The sequence below is a fragment of the Streptomyces sp. TE5632 genome (genome assembly GCF_054061295.1).
The window spans coordinates 1093164-1114276 of sequence record NZ_JBSSEA010000003.1; the positions used below are offsets into that span (position 1 = coordinate 1093164).

Consider the following 21113-nt stretch of genomic DNA (forward strand, 5'->3'; position numbering starts at 1 on the left):
GCCGTCGGTCACCCCCGGGAGCGGGGTTCGCCCAGTTCGCCGCGGAGCCGCTGGGCGCGGAGGACCAGTTCCAGTTCGAAGCGGCGGTCCGGGTCGTCGATCTCGTCGCCCCACAGTTCGCGGATCTGCCGCAGCCGGTAGCGGACGGTCTGCGGGTGCACGCCGAGCCGTGCCGCCACCTCGGGCGCGCCGCCCCTGGTCTCCAGCCACGCCAGCAGCGTCTCCGCGAGCCGCCGCCCGTTCGTGGGGGTGCAGTGGGCCAGCGGGGCGAGGCACTTGAGCGCGAGGTCGTCGATGAGTTCCTCTGGCTGGAGCAGCACCAGCGCCTGGGTGTGCCGGGTGCAGTGCAGCACCTCGTCGGCGGGCAGCAGCCCGCGCTCCATCAGGAGCAGGGCGGCCTCGGCCCAGCGCAGCGACTTCGCCGCGTCGGCCGGCGGCACCGGCGGTCCGATCGCGCCGGACCAGCCGGTGAGCGCGCGGTGCAGCAGTTCGGGGCGGCCGGCGGCGTCCGGTTCGGGGACGATCATGCGGGGCTGCTCGTACTCCATGTCGAGCAGCACCTCCGGCCCCACGGCGGGCGCCACCGCCTCCCGGGCGGGACGCCTGAGGACGCCCACCGCGACCTTCCCGGGCAGCGGCCAGCCGACGCGGGCGGCCCGCTCGGCGAGCGCTTCGGCCGGATCGCCCCGATGGTGCTCGGTGAGCAGGAGTTCCATCAACCGGCGCTGCAGCCGCAGCCGTTCACCCGCCTGCCGGGCGGCTGCCTCGGCGTAGCCGCGGACGGACTGGTCGACCAGTCCGTCCAGATACGCGTAGCCCGCGTCGGCGAGTTCGTACATCGCGGGCGGCGGGATGTCGATGCGCTGGCCGATCTCGGCGAGCCGCCGCCAGGCCATGCGGACACCGAGCCGGTAGATCGCCTGGAGCGAGTCCAGCGACCGTCCGTGCAGGCCCTCACCGCGCCCGAAGTCGTGGAACAGGCCGGGCGGTGCCGTGGGGCGGCCCGCCGAGTAGTCGGCGTGCTCCAGATGCCGCACGAACACCTCGATGGCGCGGCGGATGCCGATGAGAGCCATCGGTTCGCCGGAGTCGCCGAGCACGACGGGGAGTTCGGGGTACTCGCGCTGGATCTCGCTCATGATCTCCTCGGCGAGTGCCGGCGCCTCGGCCAGGGCGATCTCGGCGAACCGGTGCACCTGGGAGCGCGGGACGTCGCGCCAGGCGGAGCGGGCCGGGACGGTGGTGGCCGCCGTCACCCGTCAGCTCCCCTGACCGGCGTGCTCATAGGTGATCAACGGCGTGTTCGGCTGGTCGGGGGTGGCATCGAGCAGCGCGACCACGCCGAGCGCCGCACCCACGGCGAGGGCCGAGGCGAGCACGACCGTCAGCGCGGCGGCGAGCAGTCTGGACATCTCAGGGTCAGCCTCTCTGGTCGGAGGATTTCCCCACCCCCCGAAAGCGCGTTCCGCCACCCTTGTCCGTCGTTCCCCAGTGTCGAGTGTGCATTGACACTCCGTCAAGGGGCGTTTACGGTTCCCGGCCCAGAGGGAGTTCGGTCCCGGCCCGCAGGGGGTGCCGGATGGCTCCGCCCCTCTCGCACGCGCGTTTTCCTCTACGGATCCGGCCTGTCAGCGCCGATCCGTCCCAAGCCTCTGGAGTGCCCGGATGCGCCGTACAGCCTCCCCCCTTTCCCTGGTCGTGCTCGGTTTCGGAACGTTTCTGCTGGTGCTGGCCCCCCTGTTGGCCTGGTACGTGCAGCCACGTGCCGCGGTGAACCCGATCGACATCGACACCACCGCCGTCTACACCGGCCGGGGCAGTGTGTTCGACCTCGACCGGGTCGAGACCGTGCCGGGTCAGGCGATCACCGTCACCCAGCGGGTGCGCGGGAACGTCGAGGCGAGCGTGGACAGCGGGAACGCCGTGTGGGACGTGATCACCACGGTGGACACCGACACGTCGCTGCCGGCCGCCGATCCGCACGACGCGCTGGACTTCTCCCCGCACCGCTGGGTGCTGGACCGCAGGACCACGAAGCCGGTCCACTGCTGTGAGGAGAAGCCCCACATCGAGGGTGAGGCGTACCTCAAGTTCCCCTTCGACGTGCAGAAGCGCTCCTACCAGTGGTGGGACAACACCCTCGGCGACACGGTCGTGATGCGCTACCGGGGCACCGAGAAGGTCCAGGGGTACACGGGTTACCGGTTCACCGCTTCGGTACCGGCGACGAAGACCGGTACCCGGCTGGTGCCGGGCACCCTCGTGGACGAGCCGGACCGCCCGCAGGTGCTGGCCGAGGAGTGGTACTCCAACCACGGCCTCGAGCTGGTCGTGGACCAGGCCACCGGCCGGGTGATCCACGCGCAGACCGGCCCGCGGCGCACGCTGCGGGCACCGGGTGGGGACGAGGACGCGGCGGTCCTGCTGGACGCGGAGAAGCTGGCGTTCACGGCCGCGACGCAGAAGGAGGCCGTGCGGCAGGCGAAGCGCGACAGCGGACAGCTGCGCATGGTGGGAGAGACCCTTCCGGCCGGCGCGGCCGTGGCGGGATTCGTGCTCGCGGTGACCGGCGGGATTCTGGTGGCACGTGGCCGGAAGGAAGAAGAGCGTCCCGGTTTGCCCGGTACCGCTCGGTAAACACTCACGAACCGAAGCGACTTCCGAGTCGACGAGGCCCGAAATTGTCATCCCGGTGAGTAGCCCTGGGGGACGTCTGGGCGAAAACTGTCCATCCCCACCCCGCGCACAAGCCGTTCACAGTCCACGCCCAGGGAGAGCACCCGTGCTCTCCCGAAGCATTCGAGTTCCGGCCGACGCCACCCCGCCCGTCCGAATTCCTCCCCGTTCCGCGCCACCACGTTCCGCACCCCCTGCGCCTCGTGACACTCCCCGTACCTCCGAACTCCCCGTACCTCCAAACTCCCCGTACCTCCGACACCGCCCGCACTCGGCAGCACTGCCCGCACCGCGCACCCCGGTCCGACCCGCACGTGTCCCGCGTACCCCACGCATGACCCCAAGACGAGTTGGAGCACCGATGCCCCAGCACGTACCGTCCTCTCCCCCACTCTCGGCTTCTCCCGAGCGGGAGGACCCCCACCGCACCCTGCTTCCCGGAGTGCCGCAGGCGCTTCCGGCGGTGTCCCCCGGCCCCCGCCGGATCGTCTTCCTCGCCCACCGCGACCTGGACAACCCCTCGGCCGGTGGCTCCGAGCTGCTGGTCGACCGGCTCGCCGACGGCCTGAGCCGCACGGGCCACCAGGTCACCCTGCTGTGCGGGGGCCCGGCGACCCCCGTCCGCGACTACCGCGTGGTGTCGGCGGGCGGCGCCTACAGTCACTTCCTGCGGGCCCGTGCCGCCTTCGCCCGCCAGGTCGGCGACTGCGATCTGCTGGTCGAGGTCTGCAACGGCATGCCGTACCTGGCACCGATGTGGCACCGCGGGCCGACGCTGTGCCTGGTCAACCATGTGCACACCGACCTGTGGCGCATGCGTTTCGGCGGTCCGCTGGCTCCGGCCGCGCGGATCGGGCGCAGGCTCGAGCACTGGGCGCTGACCGGCGCCCGGCGGCACGGGCTGCTGGTCGCCGTCTCCCCGTCGACCGCGGACGCGCTGCACGGGATCGGCGTGCCCCGCGAGCGGATCAGGGTCGTGCACAACGGTGTGGAGGAGCCCGGTCCGCGCACCGGGCGCTCCCCGGAGCCGCTCTTCGTGGCGGTGGGCCGGCTCGTCGAGTACAAGCGGATCGATCTGCTGCTCCGGCTGTGGGAACGGGTGCGGCCGGTCACCGGCGGCCGGCTGGTGATCGTCGGCGACGGCCCCGAGCGGGAACGCCTCGAACGCCTCGCCGGTCCCGGTGTCGAGTTCACCGGACACGTCTCCGAGGCGGAGAAACACCGTCTGCTGTGCGCGGCCTGGCTGTTGCTGCACCCCTCCGCGGTGGAGGGGTGGGGGCTGGTCGTCACGGAGGCGGCCACCCGCGGGACCCCGACCGTCGCCTTCGACGTGCCAGGGCTCAGGGATTCCGTGGTGGACGGCGAGACCGGCGTGCTGGCCCGCGGCGAGTCCTCGTTCGCGGCGGCCTGGTGCACGCTCGCCCTGTCCGGTGCCCGCCGGGAACTGATGGGCCGGACGGCCAGGAGCCACGCCGCCCGTTTCCGCTGGGGCCGCACGGTGCGGCAGTTCGGCGCGGTGGCGGCGGAGGCGGTGCGGAGTCACCGGCCATGAACGGCAGACATATGACTGACAGGGGCATGACCGAGGCAGGGCCGGGCGACAGAGGCGGGGGCGGCGAGGACATGAGCGGCAGGGGCAGGACCGGCGCTCTGAAGGACCCCTCCCCGCGCCGTTCCCTCGCCCTGTTCCGCGCCTTCATGCGGGAGCAGGAGGACCCCGACGCCTGCTACGCGCTGCTCGCCCGGGACGCCGCCGACCAGGTCGAGGCGTACGACGGGCCCGTCGCGGGCCGCGTCGTGGTCGACGTCGGCGGGGGCTGCGGGCACTTCACCGAGGAGTTCCGCCGCCGCGGCGCGGACGCCTTCCTGTTCGAGCCGGATCCGCGGGAGCTGGCCGAGAAGCCGCCCGAGGGGACCGTCCTCGCGGACGGCTACCTGCTGCCGCTGCGCGACGGGGCCGCGGACGTGACGTTCTCGTCCAACGTCCTGGAGCACGTGGCCGATCCGCAGACCTTCCTCAGCGAGCTGGCCCGGGTGACCCGGCCGGGCGGGCTCATCTACGTGTCGCTCACCAACTGGCTGTCGCCGTGGGGCGGGCACGAATGGGCCCCGTGGCACTACCTCGGCGCCGAGCGGGCCCGCGCCCGCTACCGGCGCCGCACCGGCAGGCCCGCCAAGCACACGCTCGGCGAGAACCTCTTCCCGGTGCACATCGGCACCACCCTGCGGCAGGTACGCGGCCGCGCCGACGTACACATCGTCTCGGCGCGCTCCCGTTACTGGCCGTTCCTCACCGAGGCCGTGGTCAAGGTGCCCGGCCTGCGTGAGTTCGCTACGTGGAACCTCCTCCTCATCCTCCGGCGGTGTCCCGAATGACGACCACGGTCCAGGCTCCCCCTCCGGCAGCCGTCCCCCGCACCGCGACCGCCGCGGGCCCACCCGAGGGCCCGCGGTCGCGGCGCTGGCTGCTGGGCTTCTGGGCGGTGGTGTTCGCCCTCCTCCTGGCGGTGCAGCCGGGGCGGCAGACCTTCGACACCAAGCTGGGCGTCACCGTAGACCCGGGCCGGTTCCTGGCCGACCTGGGCCAACTCTGGCAGGACCAGGGGTCGTTCGGCGGGGTCCACAACCAGTACGTCGGCTACCTGTGGCCGATGCTGCCGTTCTACTGGCTGGCCGACCTGGTGCGGCTCCCGGTGTGGCTGGCGGAGCGGCTGTGGCTGTCGCTGATCGTGTCGGTCGCGTTCTGGGGCGCGCTGCGCCTCGCGGAACGGCTGCGCGTGGGCAACGGGGCGTCCCGGCTGCTCGCGGCGACGGCGTACGCGCTGTGGCCGCTGTTCACGACGGTGATCGGCTCGACGTCGGCCGCCGCCCTGCCGGGCGCGCTGCTGCCGTGGGTGCTGCTGCCGCTGACGGACGAGCGGTACGCGCCCCGGGTCGCGGCGTTGCGTTCGGCGCTGCTGGTCCCCTTCATGGGCGGGGTCAACGCGGCCTCGACACTGGCGTCGCTGCTGCCCGTGGGCCTGTACCTGCTGTCCCGGCCGCCGGGGCCGCGCCGGTGGAGGCTGATCGCCTGGTGGGTGCCCGCGGTCGCGGTGGCGACCGCCTGGTGGTGGATCCCGCTGCTGCTGCTCGGCGTGTACGGCGAGAACTTCCTGCCCTACATCGAGACCGCGCGGACCACGACCGACACCATGTCGGCCACCGAGGCGCTGCGCGGGGCCGGGAACTGGGTGGGGTACCTGAACTTCGGTGAGGCGTGGCTGCCCGCGGGCTGGACGGTCGCCTCCTCGGTGCTCGTGATCGTCTGCTCGGCGCTCGCGGCCGGTCTGGGCCTGGCCGGGCTGGCCCGGCGGGACCTGCCGGAGCGGCGCTGGCTGGTACTGACGGTGCTGGTGACGGTGCTGGTGCTGCTCGCCGGGTACGGCGGCGCGTTCGGCGCCCCGTTCCACTCGGTGGTGCAGGACTGGCTGGACGGCTGGCTGGCGCCGTTCCGCAACATCTACAAGTTCCAGACGGGCCTGGCACTCGCCCTGGTGCTGGGCCTGGCCCACCTGGTGGGCCAGGCCGCGCGGTCCCGGACGGCCGCGCGGCCCCGGACGGCCGAGGGTGCGCACGGGGTCCGGCGGCGGGTGCGGGGCGGGCGCTTCGCGCCGCTGGTCGCCGCGGCGCTGGTCCTGCCGGGACTGATGTGGCCGTACCTCAACGGGTCGATCCTCGGGCCGGGTTCGTTCCGGGAGATCCCCACGTACTGGCAGGCCACGGCCGACTGGCTGGGGAAGCACTCCCCCGACTCCCGGGCCCTCGTGGTGCCGGCGACCGCGCACGGCATCCACACCTGGGGCTCGACCATCGACCAGCCACTGGACGTGGTAGCCGACTCCCGCTGGGCGCAACGCGATTACGTGCCGTTCGGCACCCCGGGCAACCGGCGGGCCATGGACGCGGTCGAGCAGGCCCTGCTGACCGGCGCCGAAGTCCCCGGACTCGCCGACTACTTGAGCCGGGCGGGCCTGTACTACGTCGTCGTCCGCAACGACCTCGACCCCGACCAGATCGGGCAGGTGCCGACCGCGACGGTCAAGCGCACCCTCACGCAGTCCGGGTACGAGCGGGTCACCGGACTCGGCCCGGTCACGACCGGCGGAGTGATCGCGAACGACACCCCGCTCCAGGTCGAGGGGCTGTACCCGCGGCAGCGGGCGGTGGAGATCTACCGCCCGACCGGCGCGGACGTCCGGCGTCCGGGACAGGCCTCGCTGGCCCCGATCGCCGACACCGCCGTGGTCTCCGGCGGCCCGGAGTCCCTGCTGCCGCTGGCCGGCGAGCTGCGCGGCCGGCCGGCCGTGCTGACCGGCGACGGCCACCCGGGGCTCGGCACCCCGCCCATACAGGTGACCGGCGACGGGATGCGGTACGCGGACACCCGGTTCGGCCTGGTCAACTCCAACACGTCGTACACGTACACCCCTGACGAGCGCAACGCGCCCGACGCCGTGCAGGACGCGGGTGAGCGGCCGCACCAGATCCTTCCCACGGAGGGCCTGGCCCATCAGACGGTGGCCGAACTGCGCGGCGCCCGTTCGGTGTCGGCGTCCTCGTACGGCAACTGGCTGTTCCATCTGCCGCAGTACGACCCGGTGAACGCCTTCGACGGCAACCCGGACACGGCCTGGGCGGAGGGCTCGGCCGGCTCGCCGGACGGGCAGTGGCTGCGGATCGCCTTCGAGGACGGCTACGACATGCCGGACTCCCTCGGCGTCGCCCCGCTGCCGCAGGACGGTGTGCGGGCGGCGGCGACCAGGGTGCGGGTGGAGACGGAGCGGGGCTCCGAGACCAGTTTCCTCCAGGCGAACGGAACCAAACAGGACGTCAAGGCACCGGCGGGTCAGACGCGTTGGATGAAGCTGACGATCGTCGATTCGGTCTCGCAGCACACCGGTCTGGGCGGCGCGGGCTTCTCCGAGATCGACCTGCCGGACGTGCGGGTGACCCGGCTGCTGCGGCTGCCCACGGACTCGGAGAAGTCGACCGCCGCCGCCCAGGTCGTCTCGCTGCACCGTTCGGCCGACCCGACCGGGCTGTCCCCCACGGGCACCGAGAACGGGCTGCACCGCCTGTTCACCACGGGCACGGCGGGCACGTACGAGGTCGCGGCGAGCGCGGTGGCCGTGCCGGGCGAAGCGCTGGACCGCCTGCTGTACGAGGTGGCGCCCGAGCAGCAGGCCCGGATCACCGCCACCGCCGACTCCACCGCCCGCCTCGGCGCGGGCCTGACCGCGCGCAACCTCACCGACGGCGACCTGACCACCGCCTGGATCGCGGGCGACCGGCCGGTCGTCCATCTGAGCTGGGACGGCGAACAACCCGTCGACGAGGTCGTCCTGGCCGCCGCGGGGGGCCTGTCCACCAGGCCGACCGAGGTGCACATCAGCTCCCCGGACGGCGCGGCGATCGCGGGGGTCGACGACAACGGCATGGTCCGCTTCCCGGCGATCACCACGGACCGGCTCGACATCACGATCACCCGCACCGCACCGCTCACCCTGCACAACCCCGTCGTCGGCGAGGACCTGGACCTGCCGGTGGGCCTGACGGAGGTCTACGTCCCGGCGCTCGACGAGTACCGCACCCCACAGCCGTCCGCCGACCGGGAGTTCACCCTGGCGTGCGGCGAGGGACCGGTGCTGGCCGTCGACGGTGAGCTGCACGAGACCGGCGTCAAGGGGACGGTGGGGGACCTGGTGGAGCGGCGCCCGGTCGAGGTGACGCTCTGTCAGGAGGGTGATGAGGAAACGGCGTTGGAGCTGTCCGCCGGTCGGCACCGGGTCGAGGCCGGTGACGCGGGCCCGCTGACCGTCACCGCCCTGACCCTGACCCGCGGCACCGTGCCGGACGCCTCGGCGGCCGGGCGCGAGCTGACCGTCGAGGACTGGCTGGGCGACCGGCGCGAGCTGTCGGTCGGTTCGGGCGCCGCCTCGTACCTCACGACGTACGAGAACTACAACAAGGGCTGGACGGCCACCCTGAACGGCGAGGAACTGACACCGGTGCGGCTGGACGGCTGGCAGCAGGGATGGCTGATCCCGGCGGGCGAGAGCGGCACCGTGAAGCTGTCCTACGGTCCCGCCACGCTGTACGACGCCGCGCTGATCGGCGGCGGCGTCGGGATCGCGGTGCTGATCGGGCTGGCGCTGTGGCGCCGCAGGGCCGAGAACCCCGAGAACGCTCACGCGCCGCAGCCCGCACCGCCGGCGCCCGGACCGTGGCTGGGTGTGGTGGCGCTGACGCTGGTCGGCGTGGTGATCGCGGGCTGGTGGGCGCTGCTGGTCCCGGCGCTGGCGCTGCTCGCGTGGCGCAGGGCCGCCCTGCTGGTCCCGGTGGCACTGGCCGCCCTCGCGGGAGCGGGGATCATGGCGGCCCTCGGAGCCGGGGAGCCGCCCGGCGCGGGCACCGGTGCCTTCGGGCACCTGGCCCAACTGCTCGCACTGACCGGCCTGTTCGCGGCGCTGGTGAGCCTCGGCGGACCGGGGTCCGGACGCACGGTCCGGGAGGACGGCTGGGGAGCCGGCCGGACGGACGGGACCGGGCCGACCGAGTACGGGACCGGCGCCGCCGACAGGCCGGGATACGACTCTGCGGAGTACGACGCGTCGGGGCACGAGACGGCCGTGCCGCCTGCGGTGCCGCCGCGCGCTCCGGCACCCCCGCCGCCCGGCCCAAAGACGCCCACGCGGCAGCTTCCCCGCGCGCAGGCGGCGGGCGGCCCGGACGGCCCGGCGGGCGGCGGGCCGGCGGGCGGCGGGCCGGCGGGCGGCGGGCCGGCGGAAAGGGGATCGGCCGGATGACCGCACCCTTGCGTATCCCGTTCCCCGTGGTGGACGAGGTGTCCCGGCACTGCGTCCAGGACGAGGAACCGGAGACGGTGCACATCGAGGTACACCTCCCCGGAGAACTGGAACCCGGCCGCCTGCGCAAGGCGTTCCTGGAGGCCCTGCGCCGGCACCCGCGCATCCTCATGCGCGAGGCGCCCGGCCCCTGGTACCGGCGCCGCTACGAATGGGAGCTGACCGACGAGCCCGACGTGGAGGTGGTGAGCTTCGCGCCGCCGGGTCCGGGTGCCCTGCACGACGCCCGCACCCGCACCCTGACCCAGGCGCCCCCGCTCACCGCGTCCCCGCCGGTCCGTCTGGAGGTGGTGAACGCCCCGGGGACCACCGAGTCCGGCGGGGCGGGCGCCGCGCTGCTCCTCACCGTCAACCACACCGCGCTCGACGGCCCCGCCTGCCTGCGCGTCCTGGCCACCGCCGCCGAGATCTACGGCGGCAGGGACAACTCCGCCGCCGCACCGCCCGTACGGCGGCCCGAGCTCGCGCAGGCCGACGCGCCGGACACGCCCTCCGCCTGGTCGCCGCCCGCCCGGGTGGCTCCCGGCACCCCGGACCCGGGCCACCGCACCGGCAACGGGCTGATCGTCTCCGAACTCCCGCTGCCGCACCGGCCCAAGGGGGCCCCGTACACCGTCAACGACCAGCTCATGGTCGCCACCGCCCTGACCCTCGCCCACTGGAACCGCGAGCGCGGCGCACGCCCGCGTCCGTTGCGCATCACCATGCCGGTGGACGACCGTCCCAGGGACGCCACGATGCCCATCGGCAACGGCACCCGACTGGTCGAGGTCCCCTTCGCCCTCGCCGAGCTGGACACCTCCGACCTGCCCGGTCTGCTGCACCGCACCGCTCTGCGCACCCGTGCCCTGAAGTCCCTCTCCCGTCCCCAACTGGGCCACGGGGCCGATCTGCTGACCGCGCCCTGGGCTCCGGTCGCCGCCCGCCGGGTCCTCGTCCGCGCCCTGCGCAGGGCGGCGGCGCCCCTGCTGTCGACCACGCTGCTCAGCAACGTCGGCCGCACCCCGTACCCGCTGGACTTCGGCGAGGAGGCGGGCAGCGCACGCGCGGTGTGGTTCTCGGCGCCGTCGCGGATGCCGCGCGGCCTCACCTTCGCCACCGCCTCCACCGCGGGTCGGCTCCATCTGTCCGTGCGCTGGTCCCGGGCGCTGCTGGGGCAGGCGGACGGCGCCCACCTCCACGACCTCTTCGCGCACCATCTGCACTCCACGGAGGCGACCCCGTGACGACAGGCGCAACCACCGCGACCACCGCGTCCTCGGCCCGCGACCTGCGCGACTTCTACGAGAACCCCGCAGTCCCGGTGGCCTCGGGCCCTTCCCGCAGCCTCCGCCAGGCCCGGATGCTGGCCGGGGCGCTCGGCCCGGCCGGGACCGGGGCCGCGCGGACGATCCTCGACATCGGCTGCGGCGACGGCTCCGCCGCGGCCACCGCCGCGCCCCTCCTGCACGGCCACCGGCTCGTCGGCGTCGACTGGTCCCAGGACGCCCTGACCCGGGCCCGCACCCGGCTGCCGTACGCGGTGCGCGGCGAACTCACCGACGGCGGACTGCCGTTCGCCTCCGGATCGGCCGACGCGGTGCTGTTCAGCGAGGTGCTCGAGCATCTCGTCGACCCGGACGCGGCCCTGGAGGAGATCCACCGGGTGCTGCGTCCCGGGGGCCATCTGATGCTGTCCACCCCCAATCTGGCCGCCTGGTACAACAGGGCGCTGCTGCTGGCCGGGGTGCAGCCGGTGTTCTCCGAGGTCAGCCTGCGCGGTATCCACGGCCGGCCGGGCTCGGAGGTGGTGGGGCACCTGCGGCTCTACACCGCCCGCGCGCTGCGGGAGTTCGTCGCCGCGTCCGGTTTCACCGTCGTACGCCTCGAAGGCGCCCCGTTCCACGGGGTGCCGCGTCCGCTGCGGATGCTGGACCGGCTGGCCTGTGCCCGGCCACCGCTCGCGTCGATCCTGCTGCTGCACGCCCGTCGGTCGTAAGGGGGCCGGGGACGATGTGGTGGGGAGTGGCCGCCGCCCTGGTGTCGAACGTCCTGTACAGCGGCGGGTTCGTCCTGGAGAAGCGGGCGCTCTCCACCCTGCCCGAAGTGACGGTTCACCGGCCGGCGCGGCTGCTGCGGCTGGTGCTCGGCAGCCCGCTGTGGATCGCCGGCGCGCTGTCCCTCGCCGCCGGTTTCGGCGCCCAGCTCGTCGTGTACCGGACCCTGCCGATCGCCGCCGCCCAGGGCCTGTTCGTCTCCGGCCTGGTGCTCCTGGTGATGCTGTCGGCGCGGCTGCTCGGCGAGCGGACCACCGTCCGGGAGCGGTACGCGCTGGGCGCCGTCCTGCTCGCGCTGCTGATGGTGGTGCTGTCGCTGAAGGAGGGCGGCGCGGGCGCCGACACCGTCGGCCGGGACGCGCCGTACCCGCTGATCCTGCTGGTGTGCCTGCCGTCGCTGGCAACCGGGGTGTGGCTCTACCGGTACGCCGAGCGCCGCGCCCGGCACCCGCACCGGATGCCGACCACCGGCGTCGAGTACGGGGTCGCCGTCGGCCTGCTCTACGGGGTCAGCTCGCTCGCCGTCAAGGGGGTGTCGAGCCATCTGACGACCAGCGGCATCGGCGACGCGCTGCTCGACCTGCTGCGCTCCCCCTACCCGTATCTGCTGCTGTTCACCGGCGCGTTCGGCCTGGTGCTGTCGCAGGCGGCGCTCCAGCGCTGCCGGGCCTCACTGATCGTGCCGGTGTGCACGACCGTGACCTGCCTGTACACGGCGGTGCTCGGCACGCTGTCGTTCGGCGAGGAACTGCCCGACGAGCCGCTGCGGCTGGCCCTGCGGGTGGCGGGCACGGTGCTCGCGGTCGCCGTCCTGCTGGTCATGCCGAAGCACGACACCACCCCCCGATCTCCCACCTCCACCGAGGAGTTGACGCCACCATGAAGCCCGACGACCCGCTGCTGAGGATTCTGGTCTGCCCGCTCGACAAGGGCCCGCTGCACCTGCTCACCACCGCCGCCGCCTCCGCGGCCGGGGACGGGGACGGGGACGGCGGCCTCGAGGAGGCGCTCTACAACCCGCGCCTGCGCCGCCGCTATCCGGTCCTCGACGGCATCCCGCAGTTGCTCCCGTCCTCCGGTGAGCAGGTCTCGGAGGAGGAGCACGAGAGACTGCTGGCCCGTATCTCCGAGGACCACCTGCCGGACCGCCACGTCTTTGCGGACCGCACCGGAGATCCCGGCGCCACGGGAGCGACCCCGTGACACCCGCGAACGGCCGGAACGACCGTTCGCCCACCACACGGACCGCACGGACCACGCTCGCGGCGCGCGTGGCGCCGTTCCTGCCCACCCCGGTGGTGGCCGCCGCGGCCCGCGCCGTCTACCCCCGCTTCGAACCCGAACTGGCCCGGCTCGCCGAGTTGTGCCCACCGGACTGCGACACCGCCGTGGACGTCGGCGGCTGGTACGGCCCCTGGACGCACCGGCTGGCCCGGCGCGCCCGCCGTGTGGTGACCGTCGAACCGGTCCCCCACCTGGCCCGGCTGCTCACCGCGTCCTCCCCGCCGAACGTCCGCGTGGTCCGTGCCGCCGCCTCGGACCGCTCCGGCGTCGCCCGGCTGTGGCTCCCGCCGGACGACGGGGGCGACCGGGGCGTGTCGTCCCTGGTCCGCCGGGAGATCCACGGCCACGCCCTGGACGTCACCTGCGTCACGCTGGACGGACTGGGCCTGAAGGACGTCGGCTTCATCAAGATCGACGTGGACGGCAACGAGTCGGCGGTGCTGCGCGGCGCCACCGGCGTCCTGGCCCGCGACCGCCCGGCCCTGTTCGTGGAGCTGGAGTCCCGCATCCAGCCGATCGCGCCCGTGGTGACGTACCTGTCCCTGCTGGGCTACGACGGCTGGGTGCTGCCCGCCGGCTCCTGGGTCCCGCTGGCCCGCTTCCCGCTGGAGGCCCATCAGTCCAGGGTCTCCCACGTCGCCTCGCACGGTCTGCTCCGCCGGGTCCTGCCCTACGGCCCGCTGCGGGGCCCGCGCTACGTCAACTCGGTGCTGTTCCTCCCGGACGGCCGCCGCCCCGGAGCACCCCCGGCGAACGACGACGACTCCCGCACCTTCCGCGAACCGTCCCCCTAGGGGAGGCCGGCGAGTGCCCGCCCGTCCGCCGGTCCGGTCGATGGTGTACAGAGGGGTCGTGGTCGCGGTGGTACCGGGGAACGAGAACCGGAACGACGGCCGCACAGCCGAACGGTTAAGGAGTACGACGCGTGCCCTCTCTCTTCCCGGCCCTGACCGACGCCCCGGCCGCCGGCCGGCCCGCCCTCCGGTTCGGTGAGCGCTCACTGACGTACGCGGAACTCGCCGCCGCGGCCGGCGCGGTGGCCGGCGGCGTGCGGGAGGCGCGGCGGGTCGCCGTCTGGGCGACGCCGACCCTGGAGACGGCGGTCGCGGTCACCGCGGCGCTGCTCGCCGGGGTGACCGTGGTGCCCCTGAACCCCCGGTCGGGCGGGAAGGAACTCGGCCACATCCTGTCCGACAGCACCCCGGACCTGGTCCTCGCCGCCCCCGGCGAGAAGCTCCCCGCCCCGCTGGACGGCCTGGCCCGCCTGGACGTCGACCCGGCCGACCGGGTCCCGGGCGACCGCCCCCTCCCCGAGGACCGGGGGCGGGACGAGGACCCGGCCCTGGTCGTCTACACCTCCGGCACCACCGGCCCGCCCAAGGGCGCCGTCATCCCCCGCCGCGCGATCGCCTCGACCCTGGACGCGCTCGCCGACGCCTGGCAGTGGACCGGTGACGACGTCCTGGTGCACGGGCTGCCGCTGTTCCACGTGCACGGGCTGGTCCTGGGCGTCCTGGGCCCGCTGCGCCGCGGCGGCTCGGTGCGTCACCTCGGCAGGTTCAGCACCGAGGGGGTGACCCGTGAACTGAGCGGCGGAGCGACCATGCTGTTCGGGGTGCCGACGATGTACCACCGCGTCGCGGAGGCGCTGCCCACCGAGCCGGAGCTGGTCAAGGCCCTGGCCGGGGCGCGGCTGCTGGTGTCGGGGTCGGCGGCACTGCCCGTGCACGACCACGAGCGGATCGCGGCGGCGACCGGGCGCCGGGTCGTCGAGCGGTACGGCATGACCGAGACGCTCATGCTGTGCTCGTCCCGGTGGACACCCCCGGACCCCCTGCCCAGCGTCCGCGCGGACGGCGAGGCCCGCCCCGGCACCGTGGGCGTGCCGCTGCCGGGTGTGGAGCTGCGCCTGGTGGAGGAGGACGGGACGCCGGTGACGGCGTACGACGGGGAGACCGTGGGCGAGATCCAGGTGCGCGGCCCGAACCTGTTCACCGAGTACCTGAACCGGCCGGACGCCACCGCGGCCGCCTTCACCGCCGACGGCTGGTTCCGCACCGGTGACATGGCGGTGCGCGACGCCGACGGCTACGTCCGGATCGTCGGCCGCAAGGCCACCGACCTGATCAAGAGCGGGGGGTACAAGATCGGCGCCGGGGAGATCGAGAACGCGCTGCTGGAACACCCCGGGGTCCGGGAGGCGGCGGTGACCGGGGAGCCGGACGCCGACCTGGGCGAGCGGATCGTGGCGTGGGTCGTCCCCGCCGACCACCGGACCCCGCCCGCCCTCGATGAGTTGGCCGACCACGTCGCCCGCCGTCTGGCCCCGCACAAACGCCCCCGGGTGCTGCACCTCCTCGCCGCGCTCCCCCGCAACGACATGGGGAAGATCATGAAACGGGCGCTGCACGACGGCTGACCGGCAGCCCCCACCGCACCCGAGATCCCCCGTTCGGCGGCCCCCCGACCGGCCCTCCATAACGAGCCATAACGAGCGGACGCCCCCGAATCCGCGCAGGATGGTCATGAGGTCCGCCGCCCGGCGGCCCGCAGGCCCGCGCACTCGGGAGGATCTGCCGTGACAGCCAGTCTGGAGCAGTTGCGCCGCTGCCACTTCGCCGTCGACCTGGGAGCGGCCCGTACCCGGGTCTACGTCAAGGGTGCCGGTCTCGTCGTCGACCAGCCGTCCGCCGCCGCCGTGAACACCCGCAACGGCGCGCTGATCGCGGTCGGGGAACTCGCGGAGCGGATGACGGGACGGACGCCGGGTTACATCCGCGTCGTACGGCCCGTCTCCGGCGGCACCGTCGTCGACATCGAGATGGCGCAGCGGATGCTGCGGCATCTGCTCGGCGACCGGATCCGCCGCACGCTGCGCCGCCGACCGGGCCTGCGCGCCGCCGCCTGCACCCCGCACGACGCCGATCCGCTCGCCCAGCGCGCCGCGATCGAGACCCTGGTGGGGCTGGGCGCGCGCCGGGTGGAGCTGGTCGACACGCTCATCGCCGCCGCCGTCGGCTGCGGGCTGCCGGTGGAACGTCCCGAGGCGACCATGATCCTGGTGTGCGGGGCGGCGACCACGCAGGTGGCCGTGCTCTCCCTCGGGTCGATCGTGACGGCCGAGCGCATGCCGGTCGGCGGTGACGCCGTGGACAACGCCATCGTCCAGCACCTGCGCCACCAGCACGAACTGATGCTGCCGAGCCAGTCCGTACGGCCGTTGCAGCTGGCCCTGTCCGGCAACGGGCTCACCCCGCACGGCCCGGAGTCGACGGAGATCCACGGCCGGGACGTCGCCACCGGCCTGGCCCGCTCGGTCAAGGTCGACACGGCCGCCGTGCGGCACGCCATCCAGACCCCGCTGACCGCGGTGCTGGACGGGATCGGCAAGGTGCTGCGGGGCTGCCCGCCCGACCTGGTCGCCGACCTCGCCGACCGCGGGATCATGATGGTCGGCGGAAGCGCCCTGCTGCCGGGCCTGGACCAGATGCTGCGGCAGGCGACGGGCATGCCCGTGCACATCGCCGAGCGGCCGGACGTGTGCGCCGTCCAGGGCCTGGGCGCCATGCTCGAGGGCAAGATCGCCCCCCTGTCCCTGGACCCACTGGCCACCTGAGCCGGGCCCGCGGTTCCGGCAGCCGGTTCGGACGGCGAACGTCGCCGGGGCTGCCCGGAGGACCGGAATCCCACCCGTTGCACAGCCTGCGGCCGCCCGCCCACAGCCGGCCGCGGCCGGGCCGCACGGGGCCCGCGCCCCGCGCCCGCCGGCCCTGCTCCGGGGTCGAGGTGCGGTCACGCGTGCTGTCGCCCCGGTGCGTGACCCCGCACCCGGTCACCGCACCCGTGCCGCCGGAATCACGCCGGTTCGAAAAGCGGGGGGGTGTAGGACGTCGTACAGCGGGCAGGCGCATCCGCGAGCGCAGCCCGGACCCCGCACTGCCCGCCGCCCGGTCCACGGCGACCGAACCCGACGCCCGGCCACGTACGGGTACCGACGAGGCGGTGACATGACCTCCGCGGCACCATCCCCTTCCTCCGGACGGCACGACGTCCTGGTCATCGGTGGGCGCATGGACGCCGACCGGGCCCTGCTCACCCCACGCGGTGAGCTCGTCCGGGGATGCGCGGAGACCCTCGCCGAGAAGCTGGCCCGGCTGCCCGCCCGCACGGCCCGGGTCGATCTGGACATGAGCGGGGTGCGCTTCATGGACACGGCGGGTCTGCGGTTCCTGGACGTGCTGCGCGACCACGGCCGCCGGCGGTCGGTGCCGGTCACGGCCACCCGCTGGAACGGTCAGCCGCGCCGCCTCCTGGAACTCGCCGGTCTGGACACCACCGACCCGCTGCGGCCCCCGCGCCGCGTCGGCGCTCCCGCGCCCTCCACCCCGGCCCCGCACGGGACGGACCGGGCGCACATGACGGAGGAGGAGGTCGAGCGGCTCCGGCAGGCCATCGCCGCCCGGCCGGTGATCGACCGGGCCCGCGGCATCCTCATGGCCTCCCACGGTTGCAGCTCGGACACCGCCTGGCGCGTCCTGCGCGAGGCCTCCCGGCTGTCCGGCACCGGCCTCCGCACGGTCGCCGCGGCCGTCACCGCCGACGCCGGCCGCACGGGCCCCCGCCCTCCGGAGAAGGTACGGGAGGCCCTGGCCACGGCCCTCGCCCACCACCGGCTCTGAGCCGGGACCTCGGCTGCGGTGACGGATCAGGAGGGCACGCCCACCGGCACGTCCGGCCGCGGCTCGCCGTCCTCGTCGAGGTCCGGCGGGATCGTCGACAGCGCGCTCGCGTGGAGGTCCTTCGTACGCAGCGTCAGGTTGCCCGTTTCCCTCCTTCGACCTGGTGCGCCCACGAGGATGGGACCAGGATTGCGTCCAGAGCCACGCGCGATGTGGTGGAAGACCGGATCCACCCCCGCGTCGTCGACCTGGGACGTCGAGACGCTCAGCTCACCCTGGGTGGCGCGGACGCAGGAGGCCGCTACCAAGTACTCGACCAAGTACTCGGCCGCCTTGCCCCTTTGGGCAGCTGACGGGCTCTTGTCGAGGTGGTCCTCGTCATTCGGTCATGACGGGAAGGTACCGGACCGGACTGACAGGGCACGGCGCCCTTCCATGAGTGGAGCGGGTGCCGTGACCTCCTGAGGCCGTCGCGTCCGCGCTCAACCGGGCGGCACCGTACGGGTTGGTGGTGCGGACGGCGGCCTGCACCGGTCTGCGGGCCGGTGCGCCGGCCTTGCTGCGGGTGCGAGACGTGAACCTGATCCGGCGGCACGCGGAACGTGCCTCTGCCGCCGCGTCCGGTGTCGGCGCTCACGGCCTACCTTGCGGAACACCCCGCCCGGCACAACCCCGAGGCTGCGCTCCGACCGGGGCGGCGGCCGGCCGGCTGCACACACGGCATCCCCTCCCACCCGGAGGGACCACGTTCCGCGGCTCTGGGTCGGAGCCGCACGCACGACCCCGGCAGCTTCCACAAGCACTGCTCCAAGCCCGCGCTCAACTCGAAGCGGAGTTCGGGGTTGCGCGGGTCACGATCCGTAAGGCGACTGCGGCGCTCCGCGGAGAGAAGCTGATCGTCACCACTTCGGGCATGGGCTCGTTCGTGGCCGACGAGGAGCGGCCGGACACCCCTTCGTAGCGAGGGGTGGAGGTGGGCCCGGAGGGGCTCCGAGGGGGATTCGGAGGGCATGCCGCTCGCCCCTCGGCGGCGGAGCGAGCGTTTCCCGTGGTTCGGTGGTGGGGCGGGTGGGACTCGAACCCACGGCCGACGGATTATGAGTCCGTTGCTCTAACCGGCTGAGCTACCGCCCCATAGCGGCGTGTCGTGCACAGGTGTGCGTGCCGTCTGCCGCAGCATAGCCGCTCATACGATCTCCTGCCTCAATGATCGACTGCGCACGGCCTTCGTGACCATGAGGACTGCTGCCAGTCACGCACGGTTCCCCCGGGCAGCGAACAGGCGTGGAACAAGCATGAAACGTGCATGAAACGTGCATGAAAAAGGACCCCGGAGGGGTCCTCGTTCAGCATGCTCCCCCGACTGGACTCGAACCAGTAACCTGCCGGTTAACAGCCGGCTGCTCTGCCAATTGAGCTACGGAGGACCGAGCTCCCCCGACTGGACTCGAACCAGTAACCTGCCGGTTAACAGCCGGCTGCTCTGCCAATTGAGCTACGGAGGAATGCCTCGTTGCATCGAACGCACCTCCCTGGGTATCCGCCAGAGGGCGCGCGCTCGCTGCGACACATACATTAGCGCAAGCAGGGGGGTGCTTTGCCAATCGGTACTCCCCGGCGTCGTCGCCGCACCGAAGACCTGTGCTGTCCCGCACACGGTCCTACACGAGGGAAGGGTGGCCGCCATGCGTTACCGGCTCACGTTCGTCGCCGGAGTCGTCCTGGGTTACGTGCTGGGCACGAGGGCCGGGCGCGAACGCTACGAGCAGTTGAAGAAGTCCGCGCGGCAGTTCGCGCAGAACCCCGCCGTGCGCAACACCGCGGAGACCGCGGCGCAGCAGGGCCGCGACATCGCGGGCAAGGCGTACCACGCGGTGAGCGACAAGGTCGGGGACCGGATGCCCGACTCGGTGGCGCAGCGGGTACGCACCCTGCGCGAGCGCACCGCGCAGGGCGCCGGCGAGGACGACTGGGGCACCAGCAACACCTAGGGCCCGCGGTGCGACACGGGCCCTGAGTCGTGATGTTGCCGGGTACGGCAGAATTTCGGCCATGGGGATAGTCGCCGGGTTGGACAGTGCGCCCGATTTCACTCGTATCGTCGTCTGTGACGCGGACACCGGAACCGTGCTCAAACAGGGGTACGCGCCACATCCGGTGGAGAACCCCCAGGGCACGGGCCGTCCGTCCGACGTCGACCCGCAGGTCTGGCTGTACTCGCTGGGCGAGGCGGCGGGCGGCGGACTGCTGGAGGGCGTGCAGGCCATCGGGGTCTCCGCGCAGGCGAACGCGCTGGTGCCGCTGGACGCCCAGGGCAACACCGTGCGGCCCGCCATGGTCGGCGCCGACAAGCGGACCCAGGTCGCCGCGGCCGACCTGATCGACGCGCTGGGCGGCCGGGAGGCGTGGGCGCAGGCGGTGGGATGTGTGCCGCAGGCCGCGCACCCGGTCACCAAGCTGCGCTGGCTGGCCCGTACCGAGCCCGAGAACGCGGCGCGCACCGCCGTGCTGCTGCAGGCGCACGACTGGCTGGTGTGGCAGCTCCTCGGCCGTCCGGTGCGCCGGACCACCGACCGGGGCGGGGCCTCCGGCACCGGCTACTGGGCGGCGGCGACCGGCAACTACCGGCCCGACCTCGTGGAGCTGGCGCTCGGGCACCGGACCATGCTGCCGGAGGTGATCGGCCCGGCCGACGCCGCCGGTGCGACGCCGGAGGGGCTGCTGATCTCGGCCGGTACCGGGGAGACGATGGCGGCGGCGTTCGGGCTCGGGATCGGGCTGGGCGACGCCGTCGTCTCGCTGGGTGCCTCCGGGTCCGTCATGGCCGTCCACCCCGAGGCCCTCTACGACCCCAACGGCATGATCACCGCTCTGGCGGACGCCACCGGGATGCATCTGCCGGTCGTCACCACGCTGAACGCCGTACGGACCCTGCGCGGGACGGCGGAGCTGCTCGGGCTGCCCGATCTGGAGAGCCTGTCCGATCTGGCGATGAAGTCGACACCGGGTTCGCACGGGCTGGTGCTGCTCCCCTACCTGGAGGGTGAGCGGACGCCGAACCTGCCGCACACCGCCGGGACCCTGTCGGGGCTGCGGCGGGAGTCGATGAAGCCGGAGCACCTGGCGCGGGCCGCGTTCGAGGGCATGCTGTGCGGGCTCGCGGACGCGCTGGACGTGATGCGGGGCCGAGGGGTGGAGGTCCGGCGGGTGTTCCTGCTGGGCCAGGCCGCGGAGCTGCCCGCGGTGCAGGCGGCGGCGCCCTCGCTGTTCGGGGCACAGGTGGTGGTGCCGCAGCCCGCGGACTACGCGGCGATCGGCGCCGCCCGGCAGGCGGCGTGGGCGCTCGGGGTGTCCCAGGGCACCCTCGACCCGCGTACGCCGCCGCTCTGGCAGGGCGCGGCGGCGCAGGTGCTGGAGCCCGGCGAGGACCTGGCGGTGGGGCAGGCGGTGCGCCAGCAGTTCGTGTCGGTGCGCGAGCAGACCCACCCGGGGGCGTTCCTGACCTGAACGCGAGCCGGAGGGCCACGTCATGA

At 73.7% G+C, this 21113-nt stretch carries 17 protein-coding genes and 3 tRNA genes; 14 read left to right on the top strand and 6 right to left on the bottom strand.

The genetic code is table 11. From position 1 onward, the window contains the following. Positions 1-8: 8 nt before the first annotated feature. On the bottom strand, positions 9-1256 hold the full coding sequence (locus ACVW19_RS10165; RefSeq protein WP_457458557.1) for a PucR family transcriptional regulator: 1248 nt from the start codon (positions 1254-1256) through the stop codon (positions 9-11). A gap of 3 nt (positions 1257-1259) precedes the next feature. Further along, positions 1260-1412, bottom strand: a complete 153-nt coding sequence (locus ACVW19_RS10170; RefSeq protein ID WP_181383736.1) for a hypothetical protein — start codon at positions 1410-1412, stop codon at positions 1260-1262. 253 nt (positions 1413-1665) lie between these two features. Here ACVW19_RS10170 and ACVW19_RS10175 point away from each other — a divergent pair, with 253 nt between their 5' ends. The 12 genes from ACVW19_RS10175 (at position 1666) to ACVW19_RS10230 (ending at position 17580) form a co-directional block, all read left to right on the top strand. Next, a complete protein-coding gene (locus ACVW19_RS10175) occupies positions 1666-2637 on the top strand; it encodes a DUF3068 domain-containing protein (RefSeq protein WP_457458559.1) in 972 nt (323 codons plus the stop codon). 400 nt (positions 2638-3037) lie between these two features. After that, entirely contained in the window at positions 3038-4228 is a 1191-nt protein-coding gene (locus ACVW19_RS10180) for a glycosyltransferase family 4 protein (RefSeq protein ID WP_457458561.1), read from the top strand. A gap of 71 nt (positions 4229-4299) precedes the next feature. Beyond that, positions 4300-5052, top strand: a complete 753-nt coding sequence (locus tag ACVW19_RS10185) for a class I SAM-dependent methyltransferase (RefSeq protein ID WP_457464524.1) — start codon at positions 4300-4302, stop codon at positions 5050-5052. After that, on the top strand, positions 5049-9521 hold the full coding sequence (locus tag ACVW19_RS10190) for an alpha-(1->3)-arabinofuranosyltransferase domain-containing protein (RefSeq protein WP_457458563.1): 4473 nt from the start codon (positions 5049-5051) through the stop codon (positions 9519-9521). The genes ACVW19_RS10185 and ACVW19_RS10190 overlap by 4 nt, the downstream gene beginning before the upstream one ends. Next, positions 9518-10807, top strand: a complete 1290-nt coding sequence (locus ACVW19_RS10195; protein ID WP_457458565.1) for a condensation protein — start codon at positions 9518-9520, stop codon at positions 10805-10807. The genes ACVW19_RS10190 and ACVW19_RS10195 overlap by 4 nt, the downstream gene beginning before the upstream one ends. Beyond that, positions 10804-11559 carry a class I SAM-dependent methyltransferase gene (locus ACVW19_RS10200; protein WP_457458567.1) on the top strand — a complete coding sequence of 252 codons (756 nt, stop codon included), beginning with the start codon at positions 10804-10806 and terminating at the stop codon, positions 11557-11559. The genes ACVW19_RS10195 and ACVW19_RS10200 overlap by 4 nt, the downstream gene beginning before the upstream one ends. Positions 11560-11585: 26 nt before the next feature. Further along, positions 11586-12500 carry a DMT family transporter gene (locus ACVW19_RS10205; protein ID WP_457464526.1) on the top strand — a complete coding sequence of 305 codons (915 nt, stop codon included), beginning with the start codon at positions 11586-11588 and terminating at the stop codon, positions 12498-12500. Then, entirely contained in the window at positions 12497-12820 is a 324-nt protein-coding gene (locus ACVW19_RS10210; protein ID WP_457458569.1) for a Trm112 family protein, read from the top strand. The genes ACVW19_RS10205 and ACVW19_RS10210 overlap by 4 nt, the downstream gene beginning before the upstream one ends. 95 nt (positions 12821-12915) lie before the next feature. Continuing rightward, positions 12916-13695 carry an FkbM family methyltransferase gene (locus ACVW19_RS10215; RefSeq protein WP_457464528.1) on the top strand — a complete coding sequence of 260 codons (780 nt, stop codon included), beginning with the start codon at positions 12916-12918 and terminating at the stop codon, positions 13693-13695. Positions 13696-13826: 131 nt separating this feature from the next. Further along, positions 13827-15320 carry an acyl-CoA synthetase gene (locus ACVW19_RS10220; protein ID WP_457458571.1) on the top strand — a complete coding sequence of 498 codons (1494 nt, stop codon included), beginning with the start codon at positions 13827-13829 and terminating at the stop codon, positions 15318-15320. Between the two features lie 159 nt (positions 15321-15479). Continuing rightward, on the top strand, positions 15480-16517 hold the full coding sequence (locus ACVW19_RS10225; RefSeq protein ID WP_457458573.1) for a rod shape-determining protein: 1038 nt from the start codon (positions 15480-15482) through the stop codon (positions 16515-16517). Between the two features lie 391 nt (positions 16518-16908). After that, on the top strand, positions 16909-17580 hold the full coding sequence (locus ACVW19_RS10230; RefSeq protein ID WP_457458575.1) for an ANTAR domain-containing protein: 672 nt from the start codon (positions 16909-16911) through the stop codon (positions 17578-17580). Positions 17581-17606: 26 nt separating this feature from the next. On the opposite strand, the gene ACVW19_RS10235 is transcribed toward ACVW19_RS10230, so the two are convergent. From ACVW19_RS10235 to ACVW19_RS10250, 4 genes are all read right to left on the bottom strand, one after another. Then, positions 17607-17900 carry a hypothetical protein gene (locus ACVW19_RS10235; RefSeq protein ID WP_457458577.1) on the bottom strand — a complete coding sequence of 98 codons (294 nt, stop codon included), beginning with the start codon at positions 17898-17900 and terminating at the stop codon, positions 17607-17609. Positions 17901-18637: 737 nt separating this feature from the next. Further along, positions 18638-18714 (bottom strand) — tRNA-Ile (locus tag ACVW19_RS10240). A 220-nt stretch (positions 18715-18934) separates the two neighbouring features. Then, positions 18935-19007 (bottom strand) — tRNA-Asn (locus ACVW19_RS10245). Positions 19008-19012: 5 nt separating this feature from the next. Further along, a tRNA-Asn gene (locus ACVW19_RS10250) sits at positions 19013-19085 on the bottom strand. Positions 19086-19265: 180 nt separating this feature from the next. On the opposite strand from ACVW19_RS10250, the gene ACVW19_RS10255 reads away from it, so the two are divergent. Both ACVW19_RS10255 and ACVW19_RS10260 read left to right on the top strand, forming a co-directional pair. Beyond that, positions 19266-19571: a YtxH domain-containing protein gene (locus ACVW19_RS10255; protein WP_457458578.1), complete on the top strand. Its 306-nt coding sequence runs from the start codon at positions 19266-19268 to the stop codon at positions 19569-19571. 61 nt (positions 19572-19632) lie between these two features. Then, positions 19633-21087, top strand: coding sequence for a xylulokinase (locus ACVW19_RS10260; protein WP_457458580.1), 1455 nt, complete (start codon positions 19633-19635; stop codon positions 21085-21087). Positions 21088-21113 lie beyond the last annotated feature (26 nt).